This is a genomic window from Blautia sp. AF26-2 (assembly GCF_003460955.1).
GTDB classification, from domain to species: Bacteria; Bacillota; Clostridia; order Lachnospirales; family Lachnospiraceae; genus Fusicatenibacter; species Fusicatenibacter saccharivorans.
Genome location: NZ_QTWD01000003.1, coordinates 249,683 through 273,258 on the forward strand (window position 1 = coordinate 249,683; position 23,576 = coordinate 273,258).

Annotated in this window: 21 protein-coding genes and 1 pseudogene; 7 read left to right on the forward strand and 15 right to left on the reverse strand. The window is 49.0% G+C overall.

Translation table 11 applies throughout. From position 1 onward, the window contains the following. From pth to DWY63_RS06290, 3 genes are all read right to left on the reverse strand, one after another. A complete protein-coding gene (gene pth, locus DWY63_RS06280; protein ID WP_022462621.1) occupies positions 1 to 585 on the reverse strand; it encodes an aminoacyl-tRNA hydrolase in 585 nt (194 codons plus the stop codon). Between the two features lie 220 nt (positions 586 to 805). Further along, complete coding sequence (locus tag DWY63_RS06285) at positions 806 to 1,765, reverse strand: TIGR03943 family putative permease subunit (RefSeq protein ID WP_055225753.1); 960 nt, start codon at positions 1,763 to 1,765, stop codon at positions 806 to 808. A gap of 198 nt (positions 1,766 to 1,963) precedes the next feature. Next, complete coding sequence (locus DWY63_RS06290; protein ID WP_117761325.1) at positions 1,964 to 3,151, reverse strand: GTP-binding protein; 1,188 nt, start codon at positions 3,149 to 3,151, stop codon at positions 1,964 to 1,966. A gap of 226 nt (positions 3,152 to 3,377) precedes the next feature. On the opposite strand from DWY63_RS06290, the gene nhaC reads away from it, so the two are divergent. From nhaC to DWY63_RS06305, 3 genes are all read left to right on the forward strand, one after another. Continuing rightward, positions 3,378 to 4,793 (forward strand): Na+/H+ antiporter NhaC, encoded by a 1,416-nt coding sequence (nhaC, locus tag DWY63_RS06295; RefSeq protein WP_117801647.1) that lies wholly within the window; start codon positions 3,378 to 3,380, stop codon positions 4,791 to 4,793. Positions 4,794 to 4,866: 73 nt separating this feature from the next. Next, a complete protein-coding gene (locus tag DWY63_RS06300; protein WP_117801662.1) occupies positions 4,867 to 5,742 on the forward strand; it encodes an MBL fold metallo-hydrolase in 876 nt (291 codons plus the stop codon). A 294-nt stretch (positions 5,743 to 6,036) separates the two neighbouring features. Further along, positions 6,037 to 6,876, forward strand: coding sequence for a TraX family protein (locus tag DWY63_RS06305; protein ID WP_022462626.1), 840 nt, complete (start codon positions 6,037 to 6,039; stop codon positions 6,874 to 6,876). Between the two features lie 143 nt (positions 6,877 to 7,019). On the opposite strand, the gene DWY63_RS06310 is transcribed toward DWY63_RS06305, so the two are convergent. Beyond that, complete coding sequence (locus tag DWY63_RS06310) at positions 7,020 to 7,523, reverse strand: GNAT family N-acetyltransferase (protein WP_117761329.1); 504 nt, start codon at positions 7,521 to 7,523, stop codon at positions 7,020 to 7,022. 374 nt (positions 7,524 to 7,897) lie between these two features. Between DWY63_RS06310 and DWY63_RS06315 the strand changes: the two genes are divergently transcribed. Next, positions 7,898 to 8,359 (forward strand): hypothetical protein, encoded by a 462-nt coding sequence (locus DWY63_RS06315; RefSeq protein WP_117801648.1) that lies wholly within the window; start codon positions 7,898 to 7,900, stop codon positions 8,357 to 8,359. Positions 8,360 to 8,381: 22 nt separating this feature from the next. On the opposite strand, the gene DWY63_RS06320 is transcribed toward DWY63_RS06315, so the two are convergent. The 5 genes from DWY63_RS06320 to DWY63_RS06340 all read right to left on the reverse strand — a co-directional run bounded on the left by DWY63_RS06320 (position 8,382) and on the right by DWY63_RS06340 (position 13,857). Continuing rightward, on the reverse strand, positions 8,382 to 9,047 hold the full coding sequence (locus DWY63_RS06320; RefSeq protein WP_055225761.1) for an MBL fold metallo-hydrolase: 666 nt from the start codon (positions 9,045 to 9,047) through the stop codon (positions 8,382 to 8,384). Positions 9,048 to 9,160: 113 nt separating this feature from the next. After that, positions 9,161 to 11,119: a 1,4-alpha-glucan branching protein GlgB gene (gene glgB, locus DWY63_RS06325; RefSeq protein ID WP_117510883.1), complete on the reverse strand. Its 1,959-nt coding sequence runs from the start codon at positions 11,117 to 11,119 to the stop codon at positions 9,161 to 9,163. 14 nt (positions 11,120 to 11,133) lie between these two features. Continuing rightward, the gene (locus DWY63_RS06330; protein ID WP_117510881.1) at positions 11,134 to 12,495 is read right to left on the reverse strand and encodes an alpha-amylase family glycosyl hydrolase; all 1,362 of its coding nucleotides are present in this window, start codon (positions 12,493 to 12,495) and stop codon (positions 11,134 to 11,136) included. A 25-nt stretch (positions 12,496 to 12,520) separates the two neighbouring features. After that, a complete protein-coding gene (locus DWY63_RS06335) occupies positions 12,521 to 13,102 on the reverse strand; it encodes a TetR/AcrR family transcriptional regulator (protein WP_022461597.1) in 582 nt (193 codons plus the stop codon). A gap of 551 nt (positions 13,103 to 13,653) precedes the next feature. Further along, a complete protein-coding gene (locus tag DWY63_RS06340; RefSeq protein WP_243001853.1) occupies positions 13,654 to 13,857 on the reverse strand; it encodes a hypothetical protein in 204 nt (67 codons plus the stop codon). 93 nt (positions 13,858 to 13,950) lie between these two features. Between DWY63_RS06340 and DWY63_RS06345 the strand changes: the two genes are divergently transcribed. Further along, on the forward strand, positions 13,951 to 14,985 hold the full coding sequence (locus tag DWY63_RS06345; protein ID WP_022461126.1) for a threonine aldolase family protein: 1,035 nt from the start codon (positions 13,951 to 13,953) through the stop codon (positions 14,983 to 14,985). Between the two features lie 132 nt (positions 14,986 to 15,117). Then, positions 15,118 to 15,966: an LD-carboxypeptidase gene (locus DWY63_RS06350; protein ID WP_147343057.1), complete on the forward strand. Its 849-nt coding sequence runs from the start codon at positions 15,118 to 15,120 to the stop codon at positions 15,964 to 15,966. Here the strand turns inward: DWY63_RS06350 and DWY63_RS06355 are convergent. The 3 genes from DWY63_RS06355 to coaBC all read right to left on the reverse strand — a co-directional run bounded on the left by DWY63_RS06355 (position 15,948) and on the right by coaBC (position 20,207). Further along, entirely contained in the window at positions 15,948 to 17,951 is a 2,004-nt protein-coding gene (locus tag DWY63_RS06355; protein ID WP_117801650.1) for an NlpC/P60 family protein, read from the reverse strand. The genes DWY63_RS06350 and DWY63_RS06355 overlap by 19 nt on opposite strands. Before the next feature lie 85 nt (positions 17,952 to 18,036). After that, positions 18,037 to 18,807 carry a TatD family hydrolase gene (locus DWY63_RS06360; RefSeq protein ID WP_022461123.1) on the reverse strand — a complete coding sequence of 257 codons (771 nt, stop codon included), beginning with the start codon at positions 18,805 to 18,807 and terminating at the stop codon, positions 18,037 to 18,039. Positions 18,808 to 19,010: 203 nt separating this feature from the next. Then, positions 19,011 to 20,207, reverse strand: coding sequence for a bifunctional phosphopantothenoylcysteine decarboxylase/phosphopantothenate--cysteine ligase CoaBC (coaBC, locus tag DWY63_RS06365; protein ID WP_117801651.1), 1,197 nt, complete (start codon positions 20,205 to 20,207; stop codon positions 19,011 to 19,013). Positions 20,208 to 20,373: 166 nt separating this feature from the next. Between coaBC and DWY63_RS06370 the strand changes: the two genes are divergently transcribed. Then, positions 20,374 to 21,159, forward strand: coding sequence for a type III pantothenate kinase (locus DWY63_RS06370; RefSeq protein WP_022461121.1), 786 nt, complete (start codon positions 20,374 to 20,376; stop codon positions 21,157 to 21,159). 90 nt (positions 21,160 to 21,249) lie between these two features. Here the strand turns inward: DWY63_RS06370 and DWY63_RS06375 are convergent, their stop codons facing one another. The 3 genes and pseudogenes from DWY63_RS06375 to DWY63_RS18245 all read right to left on the reverse strand — a co-directional run. Then, a complete protein-coding gene (locus tag DWY63_RS06375) occupies positions 21,250 to 21,858 on the reverse strand; it encodes a hypothetical protein (protein ID WP_147341997.1) in 609 nt (202 codons plus the stop codon). 323 nt (positions 21,859 to 22,181) lie between these two features. Beyond that, positions 22,182 to 22,892, reverse strand: coding sequence for a hypothetical protein (locus tag DWY63_RS06380; RefSeq protein ID WP_117801653.1), 711 nt, complete (start codon positions 22,890 to 22,892; stop codon positions 22,182 to 22,184). 348 nt (positions 22,893 to 23,240) lie between these two features. After that, positions 23,241 to 23,576, reverse strand: a pseudogene (locus DWY63_RS18245) (IS200/IS605 family accessory protein TnpB-related protein); the annotation flags it as partial.

Below are 23,576 nucleotides of genomic sequence, written 5' to 3' on the forward strand. Positions count from 1 at the left end.
TTACTCTGCCGGGTTTGCAGATTTGCGGTTATACTCATTCATAGCTGCGTCCACATCCCCGTTCAGCATCTGCTCGATTGCTTTTGCCGCATGCTCGATCGCCAGATTTACAAGGGGACGTTCGTCTTTCGTAAACGGACTTAACACGTAGTCCGCCAGATCCCAGTTTTTCGGTTTCTCACCGACGCCGACCTTCACACGCATAAAATGGTCGGTGCCAAGATTGGCGATGATGTTTTTGATGCCATTGTGGCCGCCCGCGCTTCCTTTTTTGCGGATACGGATCTGTCCCGGCGCCAGGCTGATATCATCGTAAACCACGATCAGCTCGCTCTCCGGATCCACTTTGTAATAGTTCACCAGCTCCCGCACGGACTCACCGCTCAGGTTCATATATGTCATCGGCTTTGCAACGATAACCTTCTGACCTGCGATCATGCCTTTTCCGAACAGAGCCTTGTGGCCTGTACCGGAGGAAGGGATCTGATATTCATCGATCAGATAATCGATGGTATCAAATCCGACATTGTGCTTCGTCCCTTCGTACTGGCGCGTTGGATTTCCCAGACCTACTATAATATACATAAATTCTCCTGTCATCAGACCATTTTCCGGCGCAGTTTTTGTTCACGTCACGGTCAAAACGGATATTCTCCATCCACTTCGCTACTTGCGCATAACCGAATAGCTGCTTCGCCGCACCGAAAAATGATATATTGTTTTTCCATCTGTCATAAAGAAAGAACACGAACAAAAGAGCAGCCTTTTTCCTGCTCTTTTATTCGCTGAAATGCTTCGGCAATGTTTAGTTAAAGTATACCAGCTCGCTCTCCGGCTTTTTGGCCGGTTTGATTTCTTTTGCATACAGAACCGGGCCTTCGCCATCGTAAACCTTCATATAGCCCCATTTTACCGTTGCAGTCACGTCAACCCAGGAACCCATTACGAGAGATTTGGCGCTTGCGCATTTGCAGACATAGCCGATAAAAGAAGTATCATCTGCACAGCAGGTCATTGCCATACGACCCGGAACAAAGAAATCGGCTCCGACATCCTTGCTCTTTAATACCATACCGCGGAAATGAACAGTCTTGCCCTCGTAACGCTCCGGGTTGTCGCCCATATCGACATACCAGATCCCGTAATCGGCGTCATCAATCTCGATCACATCGGCATCGGTATCAAACGGCATCTGATCCTCAAAAATGTTGTCAATTTCGCCTTCTTCATTCTCAAACAGAACGTCGCATGCCTGATTGACTACTTTGATGCTGCGGCGGAATGCCGGAAGCGGATCTTCCGGACGACAGCGGTTGAACATAACCATATCCGCATTTTTTGCCATCTCCATGAAGACGGATTTCATATTCTGCATATAGATCTGGAAGCAGCTTGCGTCGACGGTCACGATCTCCTGTACGATGCCCCAACCGCGCGGCAGTTCCATTTCTTCGAGTTTTTTTACGCTCCAGAGCGGGTTGTATTCGAGAATGATTCGCTCCGGGCGGTATTTGCGGTTCAGTTTTTTCAGGTAATCCAGGGTAAACTGCTCTGGTCCTTCTACGATTTCCAGGACGGTGTTGTGTTTGAGCAGTTCTTTTTCGTCGTACTCTACTTCACCTTCTTCGGTTGTGATCAGAAGGGTCGGTCCGTCGATCTGGAAATAGTCCTGTGCTACGGTAAAATTGATAAAAGAGGTTTTTCCACTCTCCAGAAATCCTGTTATGAGATAAATCGGAATTTCTACTTCGTCTTCTTCGTACATTTTGTACCTCCGTTGTCTTTGACGTACTCCCGGAATCTTTCTGCACTTGCTTTTGCGGCTAAGATTCCGGGCGTACCTTTTGCTTTGTCTCTAAATCAAGAAAAAAGCTGCCACATCGGATTTTGTTTCTGATGCGGCAGCTTCACTACAGTTCACAGGTACCCTGCGGACCGTAATTTTCGCAGCTACTTTGTATTTTTACAGTCCGAACAGCTCTGCCAGCTTATCTTCTGCTAATTTGGAACCGATGACACAGATTCTTCCGGTGAATTCCGGTGCTCCGTCACGTACTTCGTACTCTTCCGGAACCATATCGAAATAGATCCACTGTCCATCGGCGCCTGCTACCATACCTTTGGCACGAAGAACCATACCATAAGCGGTATCCTCGGAAAGTTTCTTTAAGATGCCTTCGATCTGCTCTTTGGTGAAGGTCTTCACAGTCTCCTGACCCCAGCTTGTGAAAACTTCGTCTGCGTGATGATGGTGATGATGATCATGACCACAGCCGCACTCGCCATCGTGGTGATGATGATGCTCATGCTCGTGATCATGGCCGCAGCAGCACTCGTCATCATGGTCGTGGTGATGATGCTCATGCTCCTCGTCGTGATCATGGCCGCAGCAGCACTCGCCGTCATGGTCGTGGTGATGATGTTCATGTTCGTCCTCATCATGATCGTGATGATGGTGCTCATGCTCCTCATCGTGGTCATGGCCGCAGCAGCACTCGTCGTGGTCATGATGATGGTGATGATGCTCTTCCTCTTCTACCTGCGCAAGGTTGATGATGGCACCTTCCATCGTATCGAGTACTTTCTTACCACCCAGTACTTCAACCGGTGTGGTAATAATGTGTGCTTCCGGATTCAGTTCGCGGAGCATTTTTACAGCTGCCTCTACTTTTTCCGTATCGGCTTTATCGGTACGGCTCAGGATGATGGTTCCTGCGCTCTTTACCTGGTTCTCGAAAAATTCGCCGAAGTTTCTGAGATACATTTTGCATTTCATAACGTCGACTACGGTTGTTGCGGAATTCAGGGCTACGCCTGCTTCTTTTTCTACGCCGTCTACCGCTTTGATGACGTCGGAGAGTTTACCTACGCCGGACGGCTCGATGATGATGCGGTCCGGGTGATATTTGGTGATAACGTCTTTTAATGCTGCGCCGAAGTCTCCCACAAGAGAGCAGCAGATGCAGCCGGAGTTCATTTCACGGATTTCGATACCGGCATCTTTTAAGAAGCCTCCGTCGATTCCAATTTCACCGAATTCGTTCTCGATCAGGACAACCTGCTGGCCTTTCAGCGCGTCTCCGAGGAGTTTTTTGATCAGGGTTGTTTTTCCTGCGCCCAGGAAACCTGAAATAATGTCTATTCTTGTCATTGATTTAACCTCTTTATCTTGTTGATTCCGTTTATAGTTAGCTATAAAAGGGCCGAAGTTTATCCTCCGCCCCACACTCACGCTTATTATAGCAACCATAGAACAAAAAATCAAGAGAATTTCCCTTGCTTTTTCTGCATTTCACCATTATAATATATTACATGTCTTTTCTACTTTAACGCGTTGAATGGGCAAATTATTTTACCTATGAATGGGGGATTTTTTTATGAGTGGAACGAAAGAAAAAAAACTCAATCTGCCACAGTCACTGCTTTTGCTGCTGCTGATCATCGTATCCGTCGCAGTCTGTATCCGCCTGAAAACCGGCGGTCCTATGATCGGCCTGTTTGCAAGCTGGATTTTTATCTATCTGTTTTGTAAGATTTTCGGTATTTCTTACGCCAAAATTGTTGCCGGCGCATACGATGCCATCCGTATGGTCGTCCCGACGCTCTGCCTTCTGATGGCCATCGGTGTCATGATCGGCACCTGGCTGCAGAGTGGCACCATTGCCACCATCATTTCCTGGGGCTTAAAAATAATTAACCCGTCCTGGCTGCTGCCTCTGACGCTGCTGTTCTGCTCCATTTTGAGTATTGTAACCGGTACTTCCTATGGTTCCGTCGGAAGCGCAGGTGTTGCCATGATGGCGATCGGAAACGCCATGGGTATCCATCCTGGCATGGTAGCCGGTGCTGTCATCTGCGGTGCCATGTTCGGTGACAAATTAAGTCCTCTTTCCGATACCACAAACCTTGCTCCGGCCGTTGCAGATGCCAAACTTGGCGATCATATCCGCTCGATGCTCTGGACCACCCTTCCAACGTATGTAATTACCTTAATTCTTTTTACTATTCTCGGTTTCCAGCAGACCAGCGGAAGCTATACCGAGGGAAGCATTACCGTTTACATCGATGCTTTAAACGATGAATTCCAGCTCGGATGGATTACCATGATCCCTGCCATCCTGATTATTGTATTGCTCCTCTGCAAAGTAAATGCGATCTCTGCACTTGGTCTTTCCAGCTTCGCTGCCGGATTTGTTTCCTATTTTGTGCAGCACGATACTCTGCAGGGCATCATCCGCACAGCTTACAACGGTTACACAACCACAATCGAAGAACCGGTATTACAATCCATCTTAAACCGCGGCGGCATGGGAAGCATGCTCCAGTACGTAGCCATTATCTGCTTTGCTGTCGGCATGGGCGGCATGCTGGAAAAACTCGGTGTACTGGATCACATTCTTCAAGCGATTGTAAAGAGAATCAACAGCGATGGAAGTATGATCCTTGCAACGATGATTGTCGGTTACGTGACCAGCCTCATCAGCTGCTCCCAGCCGATGGCACACGTTCTGACCGGCCGTCTGATGGCACCTGTCTTTCAAGAGCGCAAGGTTGCACCGGAAATTCTTTCCCGCTGCCTCGAAGACTCCGGAACTATGGCTGGTCCTATGATTCCATGGCATGGCTACGGCGTATACATGGCCGGCACACTTGGTGTTGCATGGTCGGCATTTTTCCCGTACTTATTCCTGCTTTACCTGACCCCGGTTTTCAGTATTTTCTATGGATTTACCGGAATTTCCATTAAGCATCTTCCGGAAACCCAAAACAATGAATCAAAAGAAGAGAAATAAGGCAAAAGCAGAAATCGTAACAGAAAATCATAAACAGAAACAGAAACAAAAAAAGAAAAGGAAAAGAGAAAGAATGCAGACAAAACTTGTTCTTCTCGGAACCGGCACACCAAATGCGTGTCCGAATGCCAACGGACCTTCCTCCGCTGTCGTGGTCGGTGACCGTGCTTATCTGGTAGATTTTGGCCCTGGCGTTGTCCGCCAGGCCTCAGCCGCCTATTTTAACGGCGTGGATGCCCTGCGGCCGGATCTTCTGACCGTTGCGTTCTGTACGCATCTGCACACAGATCACACTGCCGGATATCCGGATCTGATTTTTACCCCGTGGGTGCTGGAGCGTCCGGTTCCGCTGAAAGTTTACGGACCAAAAGGCCTGCGGCATATGACCGATCATATCTTACAGGCCTATGAAACCGACATTGATTTCCGAATTCACGGTTTCGAAAAAGCAAACGAATCCGGCTACCGCGTTGAGGTAACAGAAATTGAATCCGGCATTATCTACCGGGATGACCTGGTTACGGTGGAGGCTTTTCCGGTCAGCCACGGAACACTGGAATGCTACGGCTATAAATTCACCACACCGGACCGCACGATCGTCATCACTGGCGATACCGCTCCGCTGGATCTCGTGGCAGAAAAATCGAAAGGCTGTGATATCCTGCTGCACGAAGTGGAATACGCCGCCGGAATCTCCTGCCGCGAACCAAAATGGCAGAAATACCACCGGGAAGTGCATACGTTAAGCACGGATCTTGCCGGTGTTGCAAAAAAGGCAAATCCGAAACTGCTCGTTACGTATCACCGGATTTACCATATGAATGTACAGGATAACCACAAAAACCTTGCCGCCGAGATGGCATGGCGCGATGCCGCGATTCTGGATGAAATCCGGGATGCAGGGTATGACGGATATGTCGTGAACGGAAAAGACCTGGATGTATTTTAAAATACGGGGCAGCGTACCAATTCTGGTTTACGAATTGGTACGCTGCCCCGTTCGTTTTGGGATGAGCCCGGAGACGCTTTCTATTTTCATTTACCCGACTGGCAGATTCTACCATACTCTGCGTTATTTCAGAACTGTTTTTTCTTTGACATTAACCTCCTCAGAACGTATAATCATAGTATTACAACTCTGGCAAAACAGCAGGATTTTCTGCTGTTTGTCGTTACAGGAACCTGATCCGCAGACGGCTTGCACAGTCTGCCTTTCGTTTGCGTTCCAGAAAGGATGTTTTATATGGCAGCTACTACTGCGAAACCCGTAAAAAGCGCCGGTAAAATTCCCGGCAGTACCTTGAAAATCATTGCGATGGTCTGTATGCTGATCGACCACACTGCAGCTGTACTTTTCGACCGAATCCTGATTTCCCGTGGTCTTCTGGATGCGGTGAACGCTTCGGACGGAGGCGCATCATTTCTCTCCACAGGAAACACAGCTGTGATTTATTACGCGGACATGATTATGCGTGCCATCGGACGAATCAGTTTTCCAATTTTCTGTTTTCTGTTAATTGAGGGATTTCTACATACACATGATGTGAAAAAGTATGCTCTGAATCTTGGTATTTTCGCACTGGTTTCAGAAGTTCCGTTTGACCTTGCATTTGCGGGAAAACCGTTTTATCTGAATTATCAGAATGTATTTTTCACTCTGTTTATCGGCCTTGTGATGATGATTTTCCTGCAGAAGATTGATGAAAAAACGCATCAGGACGGTACAAACTGGCGGGGAGCCAACTGGAAAGTTTCCATTGGAAAACTGCTGGTGATCGTAGCGGCATGCACTGTTGCTACACTGCTGAAAACCGATTACAGTGCGATGGGAATTCTGACGATTGTTCTGATGTATAACCTGCGTAACAATAAGATGTATTGTATTGGAATTGGCTGCGCCGTACTTACGCTGCTGAGCCTGAATGAAATCACCTGTTTTCTGGCGATGATCCCGGTGCATTTTTATAACGGAAAACGAGGATTGAATCTGAAGTATCCGTTTTATGCGTTTTATCCGGTGCATCTGCTGGTGCTGTTTGCGATTGCGGCGGTACTGGGGATGGCGGGGGTTGCGGTTGTTTAAAAAACGGACACCCGGAAGTGCACCTGCGCCGCCTGGGACTGTGCCCTGGGGCACAGTCCCAGACGACACAGACGCACTTCCGGGCTGACATTGAGGCGGGCGGTGGGGAGGTCTGGATTTGCTGCGCAAATCGGCGTGAGATTCTACTTAATATACTTCTTAACTTCCAACGGATACCCCAAAAGCTCTTCGCTGCGAATCACTTCAAAATTCTCCGGTTGAAAATCTTTGCGTAACGTCACAGTGTTCAGGCAATGATATCCCAATCTATGATAGAGTTTCATCGCTCCAAAATTTCGTGCAGCTACCTCAAGATAGACAGATTCAGAATACTTTTTTATCTCGGCTTCGACCAGCGCAATCGCATGACTTCCGTATCCGTTTCCCTGGTATTCCGGAAGTACGAAAAGATCTTCGATCCAGTCAACTTCCGCCCCGCGGCTTCCGAGATGCACAAATCCAATGGGGATCTCTTCTTTTAAGATAAAATAAAACACATGCCCTTTGTCTGTCCAGGCAGCAAGATTCTCCGCGGCCTCTTCGTCGGTTATAACATAATCACCATGAGCCAGCCAAAAGCCTCGAATCAGCTCTTTTGCAAGTTGTGCTTCGTTTTCATATTTCTGTAAAGCTATAATTTCATTCATTTTTTCATCTCCCTTGTTTTTTTAACCGAATCAAGTAAGTCCCAACCCCCTGCTTATTGCTTCGCGCAATGGAAGCAGGTGACTTGCTTGATTCGGGTCAAAGCGGATATTCGCAATCCGCTTCGCTACTTGCTCATAACCGAATAGCTGCTTCGCAGCTTATCAGAAGTGGCTTGTACCACTCCTGATACAAGCAAGTCCCCACCCACTGCTTATTACTTTTCGCAATGGAAGCAGGTGACTTGCTTGATTCGGTTAAACTATGATATACTCAAATCATCATGATACCAGGCTCAAAAAGCTAATGCAAGCTCGCTTGCAAGAGGATTTTTGAACTCTTGACCTGTCAAAAACATGACGAGGAGTGCAATGATATGAAAAAAGCGACAAATTTGATATCCTTTCTGATTTTAATGATGGTACTGGTCGGCTGTAGCAAAGAAACGGTCCATATCGACTTTCCTTTTGAAGTTGGAGATGTTGAAAATGTCGAAATGTACCACTATGCGGGAGCACCGGTATCAGCAGAAAAGAAAATAGTCGTTGCAAAAACTGATATAACAGACTTGTATCATATGTTTGAAAACTTATCATTGACAGACAAACAAGTCGAGGAAATCACAGGCGCAGATGTGACCAGTTTTCGATTTAACCTTTCGGATGGGACAAACTACGAACTGGTTTATGTCTGCAATGGAGTCAAGAATGGAAAGCTGAAATCTTCCACGGGCAATTTTGAATACTTCACAAGTTCAGATATCGGCTCATATTGGTCGAATATGGATCTTGAATCAGTTTCGGTGAAAGAAAGTGAATTGCCGAAGTGGCATAACTGATTCAGCCTCGAAGGACTCCCTGTCATAAGCGCTGGGGTGTTTTTATATATGATTCATCTCGTTTCCGTTTCTCATAAATCGCTTCCATCCATTCCAGCACATCCTCTTTGTTCTGCTGAAACGGTTCGCTGTGACTTAGGAAAAAATGCGGCGCACGCACGTTTTTCAGAACTCGGATTTCTGCCAGCAGGCGCTCGGCATTATAAACGGTCTGTCCGTTTTTCTGCGTCGCATATGCCGCATCCCCGAGAAAGCACCACGTCTCATCCACTTCCAATGCAAGCGATCCTTTGGCATGACTCGATGGAATCGGAAATAAATGTAACCACACGTCACCGTCCTGAAACCACGTATCTTCTTCTATCACAGTTCCTGTTTTTGTATAACGAAACGTATTTTTCCCCTGGTAAACCGCTTCGCACGAAATCTCCGACAGATTCCCGATATGGTCGGGATGAAAATGGGATAAAATCACCCGAATTTCTTTTCCTGTCTGTTCTGACTTTTTCTGCAGAATTTCTGAAACCGCAGGATGATTTCCCACGTCATATACCCAGAAAAATGCATCACCCTCGATGATCACAACATTTGCCGAAAGTGGATGTTCTGTCGGTGTAAGATAGGAAATGTGATCGTTGATTGTCTGGATGTGCGGAATCTGTATCGGCTCTTTTCTTTCTTCTTTCATCAAATCAACACCTCTTTTCCTTCGAACACAAAACACAATGACCGACAGATTTAAGAAATCTCTTTCGTTCTCTGCCGGTCATGATATTAATGAAAATTAGTAGCTATCTTATTTTAGAAGCTGAACACCGCCACACCATACGCCGGAAGTGCATATGCAATCCGATATGGCTGGCCATCGCATTCTCCCTCTTTGGCACGGTAGGCTACCTGGCGTTTTTCGGTCGGGCCGCCGTATTTCATATCGGAGCTGTCGAGTATCAGGCGGTACTGTTTTTTGCGCGGTACGCCACACATATAATCCGGACGCTCGACCGGTGTGAAATTGCAGACGAACAACAGGTTGTTTTTTCCTGTCGGTGACCAGCGGACGAAGCTGTAAATGCTGCGGTCGCCGTCGTTGGCATTGATCCACTGGAAGCCTTCGTAGCCGCAGTCGTTCGCGTAGAGTGCCGGGTACTTGCGGTACATTTTCAGCAGGTCACTGAAGAAGGTCTGCAGATGCTGATGCCCCTCATCTGCCAGCAGGAACCAGTCGATCTCGCGTTCCTCGCTCCACTCGCGGAGCTGTCCGAAATCCTGTCCCATGAACAGAAGTTTTTTGCCCGGGTGCCCGAACATGAAAGCATAGCCTACCATCAGGTTCTGGAATTTTTCCTCCAGATCGCCCGGCATTTTGTTGATCATCGAGCATTTCAAGTGGACAACCTCATCGTGCGAGAGCACCAGAATGTAGTTCTCGGAAAATGCATAGGTCATGCCGAAGGTCATCTTGTTATGGTTGTATTTGCGGAAGTATGGATCGAGCTTCATGTAATCGAGGAAGTCATGCATCCATCCCATGTTCCATTTGTAGGAGAAATGCAGGCCGCCGTCCTCTACGCTTCCCGTTACCTTCGGCCACGTTGTGGACTCCTCGGCAATCATGATGACACCTTTGTTTCGTCCGCGCACCAGGGTATTCAGGTGTTTGAAGAACTCGACGGCTTCAAGATTTTCATTTCCGCCGTTCTTGTTCGGCACCCACTGGCCCGGCTCTTTTCCGTAGTCGAGATACAGCATCGAAGCAACAGCATCGACACGGAGACCGTCTACGTGGTACTCTTCTACCCAGTAAAGCGCATTTGCCAGCATAAAGTTTTTCACTTCATTTTTGCCGTAATCAAAGATCTTCGTTCCCCACTCCGGGTGCTCGCCCTTTCTCGGGTCGGCGTACTCATACAGCGGCTGGCCATCAAAATCAGCAAGGCCGTGCGCATCTTTCGGGAAGTGTGCCGGTACCCAGTCCAGAATAACACCGATTTTATTTTTATGCAGATAATCAACAAGATATTTAAACTCTTTCGGTGTTCCGTAGCGGGAGGTCGGTGCGTAATAGCCCGTTACCTGATAGCCCCAGGAACCGTCAAACGGATGCTCTGCAATTCCCATCAGCTCTACGTGGGTATAGCCCATTTTTTTTACGTAATCGGCAAGCGAATGTGCGAACTGAACGTAATTGTAAAATCCGTCCGGGTTGGATTCGGACCACGGATGTTTCATCCAGGAGCCCGGGTGCACTTCGTAGATGGAGAGCGCGGATTTCTGAACGTCAAATTTTTTGCGGTTCGTCAGCCATTCGCTGTCACCCCAGCGGTAGCCTTCGATTTCCGCTACTTTTGACGCGGTACCCGGCCGTTTTTCGGATGCAAATGCGTATGGATCTGCTTTGTACAGTTCTCTTCCGTCCGGTGTGCGGATGTAATATTTATACATCATTCCCTCGGTCACGCCCGGAATGAACACTTCATAAACGCCGTCCTCGCCGACTTTCCGCATCACATTGGCATGGGCATCCCAGCCGTTGAATTCGCCGATGACAGATACTTCCGCCGCATGCGGAGCCCATACGGTGAACCAGGCTCCTACTTTGCCGTCTTTTTTGTCCAGGTGCGCACCCATTTTCCGGAAAATATCGTAATGGGTTGCCTGGCCAAATAAGTACTGATCCAGTTCAGAAAATCTTGGCTGATAGCCCGCCGGTTTTTTTGGCGCTTTTCTGGTTTTCGCTGTTGTTTTTGCAGTTTCCTTCATAGAAAAAATCCCCTTTATGATTCTTTTTCAATCAGAACACAGCCGCACGGAGGTACTTCAACAAAAAGTTTTCCATTTTCCGGAGAAATGGCTTCTCCGGTTACCGCGTTTTTCCATGTTCCGTCGCAAGATGCAGGAATCCAGACTCCCGCACTCTGGTTTTCATCATTATTTACTGCTGTGATCAGAGCGTCTGTCTCATCCAGGCGTGCAAAGGCATACTGGCGGTTGGTCAGCATGAGTTCGCGGTATCTTCCCGTTCGTGCTGCAGGATGTTTTTTTCTGACGTCTGATAATGTTTTGATCCATGCCGGAAGTTTTTCTGCCGGCGGATTTTTCTCCAGTTCTTCCAGATTCAGCGCCGGACGCAGCGGATCGTCGTTTCCGCCTTCTTTTCTTCCCTCGATGCCGAATTCCGATCCGTAATAGATGGACGGGATGCCCGGCAGGAAGTACAGCAGCGCATAAATTGGAATCATGTTTTCTTTTACGTTCAGCTTGCTGGCCAGACGGTCTACGTCGTGGTTGTCAACGAAGCTGTACAGTTTCTTTCCTTTGTAAATGCCGCCGTTTTCGTCAAATTCGCGGCGGATCGTATGTGCAATTTCGAAGTAGTTATGATCGTTATGTCCCGAATAAAGTCCTTTGTGAAGCTCGTAGTTTGTGACACTGTGCAGCAGATGCTGGCCGTCTCCGATGTAGCGCGCATAGTCGCCGTGGATGACTTCGCCCATCAGCCAGAAGTCCTGTTTTTTGGCGGATGTGCGTGCGCGCATCTGCTCCATGAAGCCGAAATCCAGGCAGTCGGCGCAGTCGAGACGGATGCCGTCGATGTCGAATTCGTCGATCCAGAAGTCGATGACATCAAGGAGATAGTCGCGGACCTGCTGGTTCTGGAGATTCAGGTTGACGAGTTCGAAGCAGTTTCTCCATGCTTCGTAGGAGAATCCGTCGTTATAGCAGGTGTTTCCGCCGAACCAGATTCCTTTGTACCATCCGCAGTACGGGGACTGTTCTCTTTTTTCCTGAATGTCGCGGAAGGCAAAGAATTCGCGGCCGGTGTGGTTGAAGACACCGTCTACGACGACTTTGATGCCGAGTTCGTGGGCTTTTTTTACGTATGCGGCAAAGTCCGCGTTGTCGCCTAAGCGGCGGTCTACCTGTTTGTAATCTTTTGTGTCGTATCCATGTGTGGTTGATTCAAACAAGGGGCCGATATAGATTGCGGTACAACCGAGATCTGCGATGTGCGGAAGCCACTGTTCCAGTGTGGAAAAGCGGTGTACGGTTTCTTCCGATTCATTTTTTCTCGGCGCGCCGGTCAGTCCGATCGGATAGATGTGATAAAATTCTGCCTCTTCATACCATGGTGCCATTTTGTTTGTCCTCCTTGTTTTTGGGTTATGAGTAAATTCCATACATGAACTGGTGTACCAGACGGTAGACTTCTTCGTCCCGGACGACGAGGTTGGAAAGATCGGATTGATCTCCTGCTGTCATCATCAGGTAGTGCATCAGGATTCCGGAGAAGCCTACGGCGAATTGTTCCTGACGGCCGTTCATGTTGCCGAGTTCGGCGCTGGCGTTGTCGAAGACGTCGACGCACAGGTGATAGAACCGGTCAATCATGGGGTATACGGTGCGGAAGCCTTCGCTTTTTCTTCCGGAATAGAACAGTGCCATCATCAGCATATGGAATTTCGGGTCTTCGGAGGCTCCGTTGAAGAAGGCACGCGCGATGCGGTACAGTTTTTCGGGGATGTTTTTCCCGGTTTCGGAGGCTTCGATGAGTTTTTGTTCCATGGGCTGAAAGTGCTCGTTTAGCAGGGCTTCGAGGAGGCCTTGTTTGCTGCCGAAGTAATAGTACAGGGTTGGTTTGGATACTCCGGCGGAGTCTACGATCTGCTGAACACCGACGGCGTCGTACCCGCTTTCGTAGAAGAGGGTCAGAGCTGAGTTCATGATTAGCTGACGATTGTCCATTTTGAATCCTCTTTGTTGCGGAAGGGACGCTCTCTGGAGTTCGCCTGGCCGCGGTGTGTTTGGGTGGTTGTTTGTTACGTGTGAGTTGGCATTTGTTTTGGTTTAAAATGCTTTTGTTGATTTTGTATTTAAGAAGTCTGCTTTTGTGTGTGATGGTCGAATTGCGTGAGTTTTTGGCAATTTTGACGAATTTTGTTGGATTTTGCAGGTTTCTTATGTGTGTTTCTGTTATCATTATACCAATCGGTATATAAAAAGTCAATGCGAAATATATAATGGATGAAAATAGATGCATAGAAAAAGAACCGGCGGGGAAATCTTTAGTTTAGTTCTCAGATTTCTCTGTCGGTTCTTTTCTTATTTTCCGATACTGTTTTTATACGAACTGAACCTCACATGACTAAAGTCACGTGCTTCAGACCACTTTAGGCGGCAGACAAAATATCGGCGGATACGCCTGTTTCTTAGATTTTGCGCGGATACGCGCTTCTTCCATGCCGGATACGGCAGGTCTCCACATAACAGGTAGTCCACGGTATATCTGCCTGTGTTTATGCTGCTTTTCGCAGTTCCATTTCTGAAATTAAGTCTCTCAAATCTGCATAAACACATGAGGTTCTACGCTTTACTACAGGAACTTTTGCCTCCAGCAAAGACCTTTCCGTTGCCGGTAAGGGTTTTAAAATTTCACGGATAAAATATCTTGCTCCAATATTGTACGATGCAGATAATCCTCCTTCTGCATTTTTTTGCATTTTCTCTTTTTGTTCTCCAATTGCTGTTTTCCTTCAGATGCCGTATAATGGAAACAGCATTTTTCAAATTCAAATTAAGGAGAACATAAACTGATGATACGATTTAATAATGACTACAATCACGGTGCGCACCCGGAGATTCTGGAGGCGCTGGGGGCTATTAATGGGAACAGTTATGGTGGATATGGGGAGGATGAATGGTGTGAGAAGGCTGCGGAGCTGATTCGGGAGAAGATTCGTTGTGCGGATGCGGCGGTTCATTTTTTTCCGGGGGCGACGCAGGCGAATTTTATTGTGACGGCGGCAGCGCTTTCGCCGGTGCAGAGTGTGATTGCGGCGGATACTGGACATATTAACTGCCATGAGGCGGCTTCGATTGAAAATACCGGGCATAAGATTCTGGAGCTGCCGAATACGGATGGTAAAATTTCGGCGGAACAGATTGCGGCGTGTGCGGCGGCTTATTATGAAGGCGGTGAGCCGGAGTATCTGACGGAGCCGAAGATGGTATATCTTTCATTTCCGACTGAGCAGGGAACGCTGTATTCGCTGCAGGAGCTGACGAAGATTCACGAGGTCTGCCGGAAGTATGATATGTATCTGTTTGTGGACGGGGCACGGCTTGGATACGGGCTTGGATCAGAGAAGAATGATGTTTCTCTCGAGGATCTCGCTGCTCTCACAGATGTTTTCTATTTCGGCGGAACGAAATGCGGTGCGCTGTTTGGTGAGGCCGTTGTGCTTACAGCTGACTCGCTGAAAAAGCGGTTCAAAGCCTACATGAAACAGAACGGCGCTGTTCTCGCAAAGGGATGGCTGCTCGGACTGCAGTTCCACTGCCTGCTGGGGCATGATCTTTATTTTACTGCGACACGCCGCGCCGATGAACTTGCCATGAAACTCCGCAAAGCATTTGCGGCGCAGGGGATTCCATTCTGGGTGGAGAGTTTTACGAATCAGCAGTTTGTGATTCTCACCGATGCGCAGAAGGAAACTCTGGAAAAACGCTATATTTTCGAGCCAATGGGGAAATCCGCGGACGGCGGAAATATTGCGCGGTTCTGCACCAGCTGGGCAACGACGGAAGAGGAAGTGCAGACACTGATTGATGACCTCAAAGCTTTATAATTTTTGTCCAAAACGGCATTCTGCAAACACCGGCGATCTCTAAATCTGCTTTGCAAATTCAAAGAAAAAGCTGTACCGGTGTGCCACGAAAATGCAGATTTTTCCTTGTTTTACTCCGAGAAAGGAATCTTTATGTCTCATAAAATTGGTATTACCGCCTGCTCCAACCCCATGCATCCTTCCTTTTCCGCCGATCTGGCGCGTCTCTGTCAGATTCTGCGGAAGCTGGGCTTCGATCCTGTTTTAAGCCCCTGCCTCTTCGACAACGGTTCCGGCTTTTCCGGCACGGGCGCGGAGCGGGCGGATGCATTGATGAACCTTTACTGTGACCCAGAAATCACGGATATTTTTGATGTTTCCGGCGGCGATATGGCGAATGAAGTTCTGCCGTATCTGGATTTTTCTGTCATCGCCGCCTCCGGCAAGCGCTTCTGGGGATACAGTGATCTCACAACGATTGTCAATGCTGTCACGACTGCGACTGGAAATGAGTCGATGCTGTATCAGGTTCGAAATCTGCTGTACAACCACAGCGCCGAACAGATCACTCTGTTCCAAAACGCTTTTTCCGGGCAGTCTCCCAGCCTCTTCGACCTCCCTTGCACATTTCTGCAGGGCGATCACATGGAAGGTGTGATGATCGGCGGAAATATCCGCTGTTTTCTGAAGCTCGCCGGAACGGATTTTCAGCCGGATTTCCGCGGAAAAATCCTGCTCCTCGAAGCCATGGGCGGCGGCGTTCCGCAGATGGTTACGTTTCTGTCCCAGCTGAAAATGATGCATGCCTTTGAACAGATCAATGGTATTCTCCTCGGAACATTTTCCCAGATGGAACGCGACCAGCTGACGCCGGATATGCCGCAGCTTGTCCGCCAGGCGGCCGGACCGGATCTCCCGATTGCAAGGACTCCGTATATCGGCCACGGCACGGATGCACATGCCGCCGTGATCGGCAAATTTTATCAGATTTCTTCTGACTGATATACATCCGCGTAGCGCACGCCGAACTCCTCTGCGTCTGCATGGCGTTCCATATAGATATCAATGTGGCCGTACGGCGTGCCGCGGTCCTCGACCGTGTAAATTTTTCCGCCGATATTCAGCTTCGTTCCAAACGGCAGAACGCCGGTTGCAATGGTCCGGCCCTGCACCGGCATTTTTCCGGATGCGGTCGGGCCGCCCGCCCAGCGGCCACAGCAGACGGCGCAGTTGCAGTAAGCGGTCAGTTTAAAATTGCCGAGATATTTTCCCGAAGCGCTTTCCAACCGATCACCTGCGGTACTGTTTTCTGCACTTGTATTCTGCACATTTTCTGCTCCTGCCTTCTGTTTTCCACCATTCCCGTTTTCTGTTGTCTGGTTATCCACAGAGTTTCCTTCTTTTCTCCCATTATCCACATCTCCCGTTTCTATTTTGCTCTCACGCATTTCCTTCGAAATCACCCGCACAGCAAATTCTGTCGATTTCTCATAGTTAAAATCTGAAATCAGAATCCCCGTCGCCTCGCTTCCAGCGTGGATTACTTTTCCATCACCGAGATAAATCATGACATGGTAAATAAACCCGCTCTCCCGCTGGTAAAACAGCAGATCACCAGGCTTTGCCTCCTGCACCGGAATGCGTGTTCCAGCTTTCGCCTGCTGGCGTGAGGTTCTCGGAAGGGTATACCCGAAATTAGCAAAAATCTGCTGGGCAAAGCCGGAACAGTCGCAGCCGTTTGTAAGACTCGTCCCGCCCCAGACGTACGGATTTCCCAGGAATTTTTTCGCGTACTGCAGGACCTCGCCGCGCGCTTCGTCAGAAGAAAGAAGTGTTCTCGTCGTTGCATATGTATAGGTGTACGCCTTATTATTCCATGGCTTCACCCACATTTCCGCCATGGGAAAACTTTCCTCCTGCCAACGGTTTACCTCTTTTTCAGCCTCTTCTCCGCGCAGGAGATACCGCGCGCAGACAAATCCACGGACATCGCCGGATTCCACATAAACCCAGTCAGAATCCGCATCCGCTAAAATATAACTGAGGCTTCCCTTCGGCAGAATTCCGACGATTTTCTGATTTGTGCCTTTTCCTTCGCGGACGTGAAGCCAGGAATTCACATCGGCGATAGCATATGTTTTTTCAACCGTATGAAACAGCCACGGCATACGGGAAATCGTGACTTTTTCAGCTTCTGCCGCCTGCCACTCACTGTAGCTTTCCCGCGTGCGCTCAGCTTCCTGCTCTGCCGAAAAGACGGGTTCAGCCTCGGCGGCTGGCAGTTCCGCAGACTGTGATAAATCAGAATCCGAAGAGACTTCTGCCGTCTTGTCCCCACCAGTTGCATCATCACTTCCTGCAGATCCGTTTTCTTCCTCCGGCGGTTCCATCTGCTCCCCATCTCCGCCGCCGATTTCTTCCTGCCCCGGCCATGGATCGTTGGAAATATCTTCCCCTTCGCCCGGCCACGGTCCATCCATTTCACTGTTTCCCGGTGTTTCCGTCATGTCTCCCTGATCTCCCGGTTCTGGATTTTCCGGCTCCTCTGGCTCTGTCTCGCCTGCCTCTCCCGGTTCTGCATTTTCCGGCCCCTCTGGCTCTGTCTCGCCCGTTTTTCCCGGTTCCGTCATTCCTGCATTCTCTCCGCCGTCAGGCTCCTGCGGTTCCGGTTCCTCCGGGACTGTCTCATCTTCTTTTCCCTCGGATCCACTTTCCTCTTCCATCTCATCATTCTGCGTACCTTCCGATTCTGTCACCTCTTCCGCTTCCGCAGGTGCCTCCTCCGCCGCATCTTCCTCCACGCAAAAAGAAGCAGCCCCAACGGCTGCTTCCCCTGCAATCTCAATTCCAATCTGTCCCGGATCGGCCGTTTCCTCTTCTGCTGCATAAACGGCTGTCGGGTTTCCCAGTGTCACTGCGAGCGCACCGATCATCGCGGCGCGCACCAGCTCGGCGCATTTGTCGCCCATCATTGTTTTATCAACCATTTTCGCTTTCTCCTATTCAATTTGTCCGGCCAGACGGAATTGATCCGAACAAATAAAACAGAAGAAACACCTCTGGTATCGCTTCCTATTCCTCTGCTCGAAACAGTCTGACCGCATTTTTTTCTGTCGTCTCAATGACTTCTTCTTCCGAAATTCCCTTGAGTTCTGCGATCTCCTGCACAACGTACGGCAGATACAGAGATGAATTTCGTTTTCCCCGGTACGGAACCGGTGCCAGATACGGACTGTCTGTTTCCAGCAGAATGCGCTCCATCGGAGCCATCTGAACCACTTCTTTGATCTTCTTCGCATTTTTGAACGTCACCACGCCGCCAATGCCAAGATAAAATCCCATTTTCAGGTATTCCTCTGCCATCTCCACAGAGTAGGAAAAACAATGAATGACGCCGCCGATCTCCTCCGATTTTTCCTCTTTCATGACGCGGAGCGTATCGGCCGCCGCCTCCCTGCTGTGAATAATCATCGGAAGTTTTTCTTCCCGAGCAAGCGCAATCTGACGGCGGAACCAGTATTCCTGCTTCTCGTGATTCTCCTTGTCCCAGTAATAGTCAAGGCCAATCTCACCGACCGCGACCGCCTTTTCCATGCGGCAGAGTTCCCGCATCCGCGCCATCACGTCCTCGTTCAGATCGCCCACCTCATCCGGGTGAAGGCCGAACGCGCCGTAGATGAACGGATACGCTTCCATCAGTTTTCTTGTATTTTCCAGTGATTCCAGATTTGCCGAGACATTGATGATACGCCCGATTCCGTTTTCCTGCATCGAGGAAAGCAGCTCTGCGCGGTCTTCATCAAATTTCTCATCGTCATAATGTGCATGTGTTTCAAATATCATATCCGAATTTCTCCTTAAAAAAACGAAACAGAAACGGAAGAAAGCTCTGCATAGCCTTCCCCTGTTTCCGTTTCCACGTTTATCCATCCTATCGTTCGTTGTTTTCGTAAAAGTAAAGTGCGCCGCTGCGCCTGTGCTTATTATAACGCATTCATTTTTCCCGCGTCAACCAGGAAACGAAAAAAAGTCACTCTTCAACATGATCACCGCCGCGCCGCAATCTCATCCAACAGGCAGCCCGCCACTTCGTCTTTTCCCATGAGCGGAAGCTCCTTGATGCCGTCCTTCGTGATCAGCGTCACCACATTCGTCGCCACACCGAAGCCGGCGCCCTCCGTCTTCAGATTGTTCGCCGCGATCATGTCGAGATGCTTCTTCTCCAGCTTCGCGCGCGAGTTTTCCACCATATTCTCCGTTTCCATCGAAAATCCGCACACAAACAGACCCGGATGACGGTTCTTTTCCACCCATCCCAGAATATCATCGGTGCGCTCCAGCGGAATACTCATGTCGCCGTCTTGCTTTTTGATCTTCTGATCCGCCACTGTCGCAGGCCGGTAATCGGCAACTGCGGCCGCCTTGATCAGAATGTCTGTCTCCGGCAATGTCTCCCGCACCGCCTCCAGCATATCCTTCGCCGTCGTCACCGGTCGCATCGCAACGCCCGGAACCGGGGCTAATGAAACCGGGCCGGAAATCAGCGTCACCTGCGCGCCGCGGAGCATCGCCTCCCGCGCTATCGCGTATCCCATGCGGCCGCTGCTGTGGTTCGTCAGATACCGCACCGGATCGAGGGATTCCTGCGTCGGGCCTGCAGTCACGGTGACACGCACACCAGCGAGCGTCTTTTCGCGGGCAAGCTCCATCGCGATATAATCGAGCAGCACCTCCGGGTCCGGCAGTTTTCCTTTTCCGACGTCCTTGCACGCCAGCATTCCCACGGTCGGCTCGATGATGCCGAAACCGTATTTTTTCAGCGTCGCCAGATTATCCTGCGTAATCGGATTTTCCAGCATCGCCGTATTCATCGCCGGAGAGACCAGCTTTTTGCACTTCGCTGCGAGCACCACCGTTGTCAGCATATCATCTGCAATGCCGTGTGCCATTTTTGCAATCACATTGGCGGTAGCCGGGGCAATCATAATCAGATCCGCCGCTTTTGCCAGCGAAATATGCGTCACCTCATATTTAAAATCACGCGCAAACGTATCGACCACGCAGCGGTTGTTGGTCAGCGTCTCGAACGTCAGCGGGGTGATGAACTGCGTCGCGTTTTCGGTCATGATGACATGCACGTCTGCTCCGGCTTTCCGAAGACCGCTCGCCACATTTGCCATTTTATAGGCGGCAATTCCGCCTGTCACACCAAGTACAACACATTTTCCGTCAAGATTTTCCATTGTAACTCCGTTCTGCTGCCTCGAAGCAGCTTTTTTCCTATGATAGTTTTAAGTATAGCAGACAGAAAAACAGATTACAACCAATCCTGTTTGCCATTGATGCAAAAAGGCTTTATAATAAAAGTACAAAAGAACTCTACTTTTAAAATAATCGCGAGGTATTTTTATGATTTTAGCCATTGATATCGGGAACACAACCGTTACGCTCGGCGGCGTCCGGATCGCACCGCAGCAAGCGTATTCCCTCGAATTCACAGCCCGGATTGACATCAACCACACCTGGTCTGCCAGCCAGTATGAATCTGCGATCGAGCAGCTTTTTGAAGACAAGAATCTTTCCCCGTCCGACTTTCGGGGCGTCATCATTTCCAGCGTTGTTCCGTCGGTTCTGACGCTTCTGCAGGAATGTGTCCGTAATCTGTTCGGCACAGAACCGCTGCTCGTCACATCCGAAAGTGATCTCGGCATGACATTTTCCATCCCGGAACCGGAAAAAGTAGGCCGCGACCGCCTCGTTGATGCAGCCTGGGCCGCCGCACATTATCCGCTGCCGGTCATCACCGTGGATCTTGGAACAGCGACGACCTTCAATGTCATCCGGGAAAACAGCGTCTTCTGCGGCGGCGCCATCGCACCGGGACTCGATATGGGACTTGGCGCCCTCTCCGAGCGGACCGCCCAGCTCCCGCGGCTCGACCTCCAGATCCCGAAACGCATCATTGGCAGAAACACCGAAGAATGCATTCTCTCCGGCACCATCGTCGGCATGGCCGCGATGCTCGACGGAATGGTCCAGCGCATCGAAGCCGAACTCGGCTCCCCCGCCACCCTCATCCTCACCGGCGGCGCGGCACGCTTCGTCGAACCGCTCGTTTTACATCCTCATATCTATGACCCGAACCTTCTGCTGAAAGGGCTGGCGTTCCTGTGTGAGCGGAATTGTGCAAATTAAAATCGTACTTCCAAATATTCATCAGACTTTTTCATTCTGCATGACGTTAAAAAGCGTGTCTGTTCTCCAGGCACGCTTTTCTCTATTTTTCTATGGAATCGTAACCCTTCTTTGTGTTGCCTCTCCGCTTTTCAGTTTTTCCTGATTCTCCTCTTTCAGTTTTAAAATACACGGGCGAATGCTTTCATCATACGTTTCTGTTGTCTGAAGTACATGACCATTGTATACAATCACATCATCGGAATACAGAAATACAAGCGCCATCTGATTCATCTCATGATCGTAGATCAGAACATACCAGTTATAATCATACAAAATCCTCTCTGTCATGTTGAATACCTGTTTTGGCTTCTGGCAGGAAATTTTTTCTCCGTAAATGGTCGAGAGAATTTCGTCCATCTCCTCCGGATGATCCTCGCGCGTGATCGCAAAGGACATTCCGGCTCCGGTGTCTTCCGGGATATAAAGATAAATCATCTCGGCTTTGTCCGTATCAAAGGTTTCGATTTCCTGCAGCAGTTCCTGATCCGATTTTTCTGAGATGAAATCTGCTGCCGTCAGGAAAACATCTGTCGTACCCCGCTCAGGACCAATGGGATTTTCTTTCTGTGTATACACCGCCGTCATTCTTTTTACCAGACATCCTGCAATCACGCAAAGGATCACTCCAGCTAACACAGTGATTTTTCTCTTTTTCATACGTTTCAAGGAAATCACCTCTCTTCCAAAACAGACATTCCGGGAACCTTCCAAAAGTTGAATTTTCTCTTTTCAGTATATCATGAATTTTTCCGGGACACACTCTTTTCCTTCTCCCTATGCACGGAAAAACTCCCGGCACTGCCGGGAGTTTATGACTTTCTTATTTCATAGTAACTATTCAGAACCCCATCTCGATTCCGCTTGCGCTGCATCTCGATGTTGCTTCTCGCCATATGAAATTCCAGAAAACCGTTCATTCATGCAAGCATGATTCACGATTTTCTTCCATTTCGCATGGCTCTGAATAGTTACATTTCATATTACTTTTTCACCTGCTCATATACCAGTCCCGGATAAGCTTCGAGGCTGACACCGTTTTTTTCAAACATTGGAAATGCTTCTGCGCCGTATGCGCATACGGCGGTTGCCATGCTTGTCTGTTCAGTGTAGCTCTCCCAGTTGTCGGCAGTAAGGCCAGGCTGGTATGCTTCCCAGGCAGTTTCGTATTCGGTGCTCTTATCGGAAGGAATCGCATCTTTCAGGCTCTCGCCGGACCAGACGGCAAGCTGATCTGCTTTTTTGTAAGTATATTCCGGGAGCTGATCGTCGCCCAGCGACTGGTACAGCTCATAGCGGGTAATGGAGTCTTTGGAACTTCCGTAGGATTTTTCCATCTCTTTTTTCACGGTATCCATATCGGCATCATCCGGGTAGGTGATGTCTACTTCGCACAATACTGGTTTTCCCGTCGCTCCGATCTGATCGAGGTTGATAAACTGAAACATGACTCTGGAAGTTTGCTCGCCGAAAACAGTGGCTTCTGTATCTACTGCGATCGCGGCTGCACTGTTAGTTTCGGAGAAAATTTCCACCTGGTCCCGATCCAGATTCCAGTCGGCAAGCACTTCATCCACCGTTTTCCCCCATCCGGTATCCGGCGGCGTAATTTCCTTGCTGCTCTCTTTCGCTCCCTGACATCCAGTCAGCAACAGAGCACACATTGCAAAAATACCTGCTGATTTTTTATTCATACACCTGCATCTCCTTTCCGCTTTGTTATTTTTTTCACATACTTTTTTGTTAGCCCTATACTACCATATATTCTTCTGAAAATCTATGACGTTTGGTGAAAATTTTCTTACATTTTTCTTATGCATTCGATTTAAATCAAAGAAAAAGCAACAACATCCCTTATAGAAATTCTCTACCGCTAGTGAACCTCACATGACTAAAGTCACGTGCTTCCGGCCGCTTTAGGCGGCAGACAAAATATCGGCGGATACGCCTGTTTCTTAGATCTTGCGCGGATACGCGCTTCTTCCATGCCGGATACGGCAGGTCTCCACATAACAGGTAGTCCACGGTATATCTGCCTGTGTTTATGCTGCTTTACGCAGTTCCATTTCTGAAATCAGTTCTCTCAGATCTGCATAAACACATGAGGTTCTACGCTTTACTGCAGGAACTTTTGCCTCCAGCAAAGACCTTTCCGTTTCCGGCAAGGGTTTTAAAATTTCACGGATAAAATATCTCGCTCCGATATTATACGATGCTAACAAATCACAGTTGTATCTTTTTCCAGTCTGAAACGTACACAGACGATGATCCCGTATATCACGGGCAATCTCTCCTGATCCATCAAAGGCAAGCCTGCTCGTGTTCCAGGCACAGATTCGGGAAATTCGGATTTCCTTTCTGTGTGCCTGCTGTCCGCA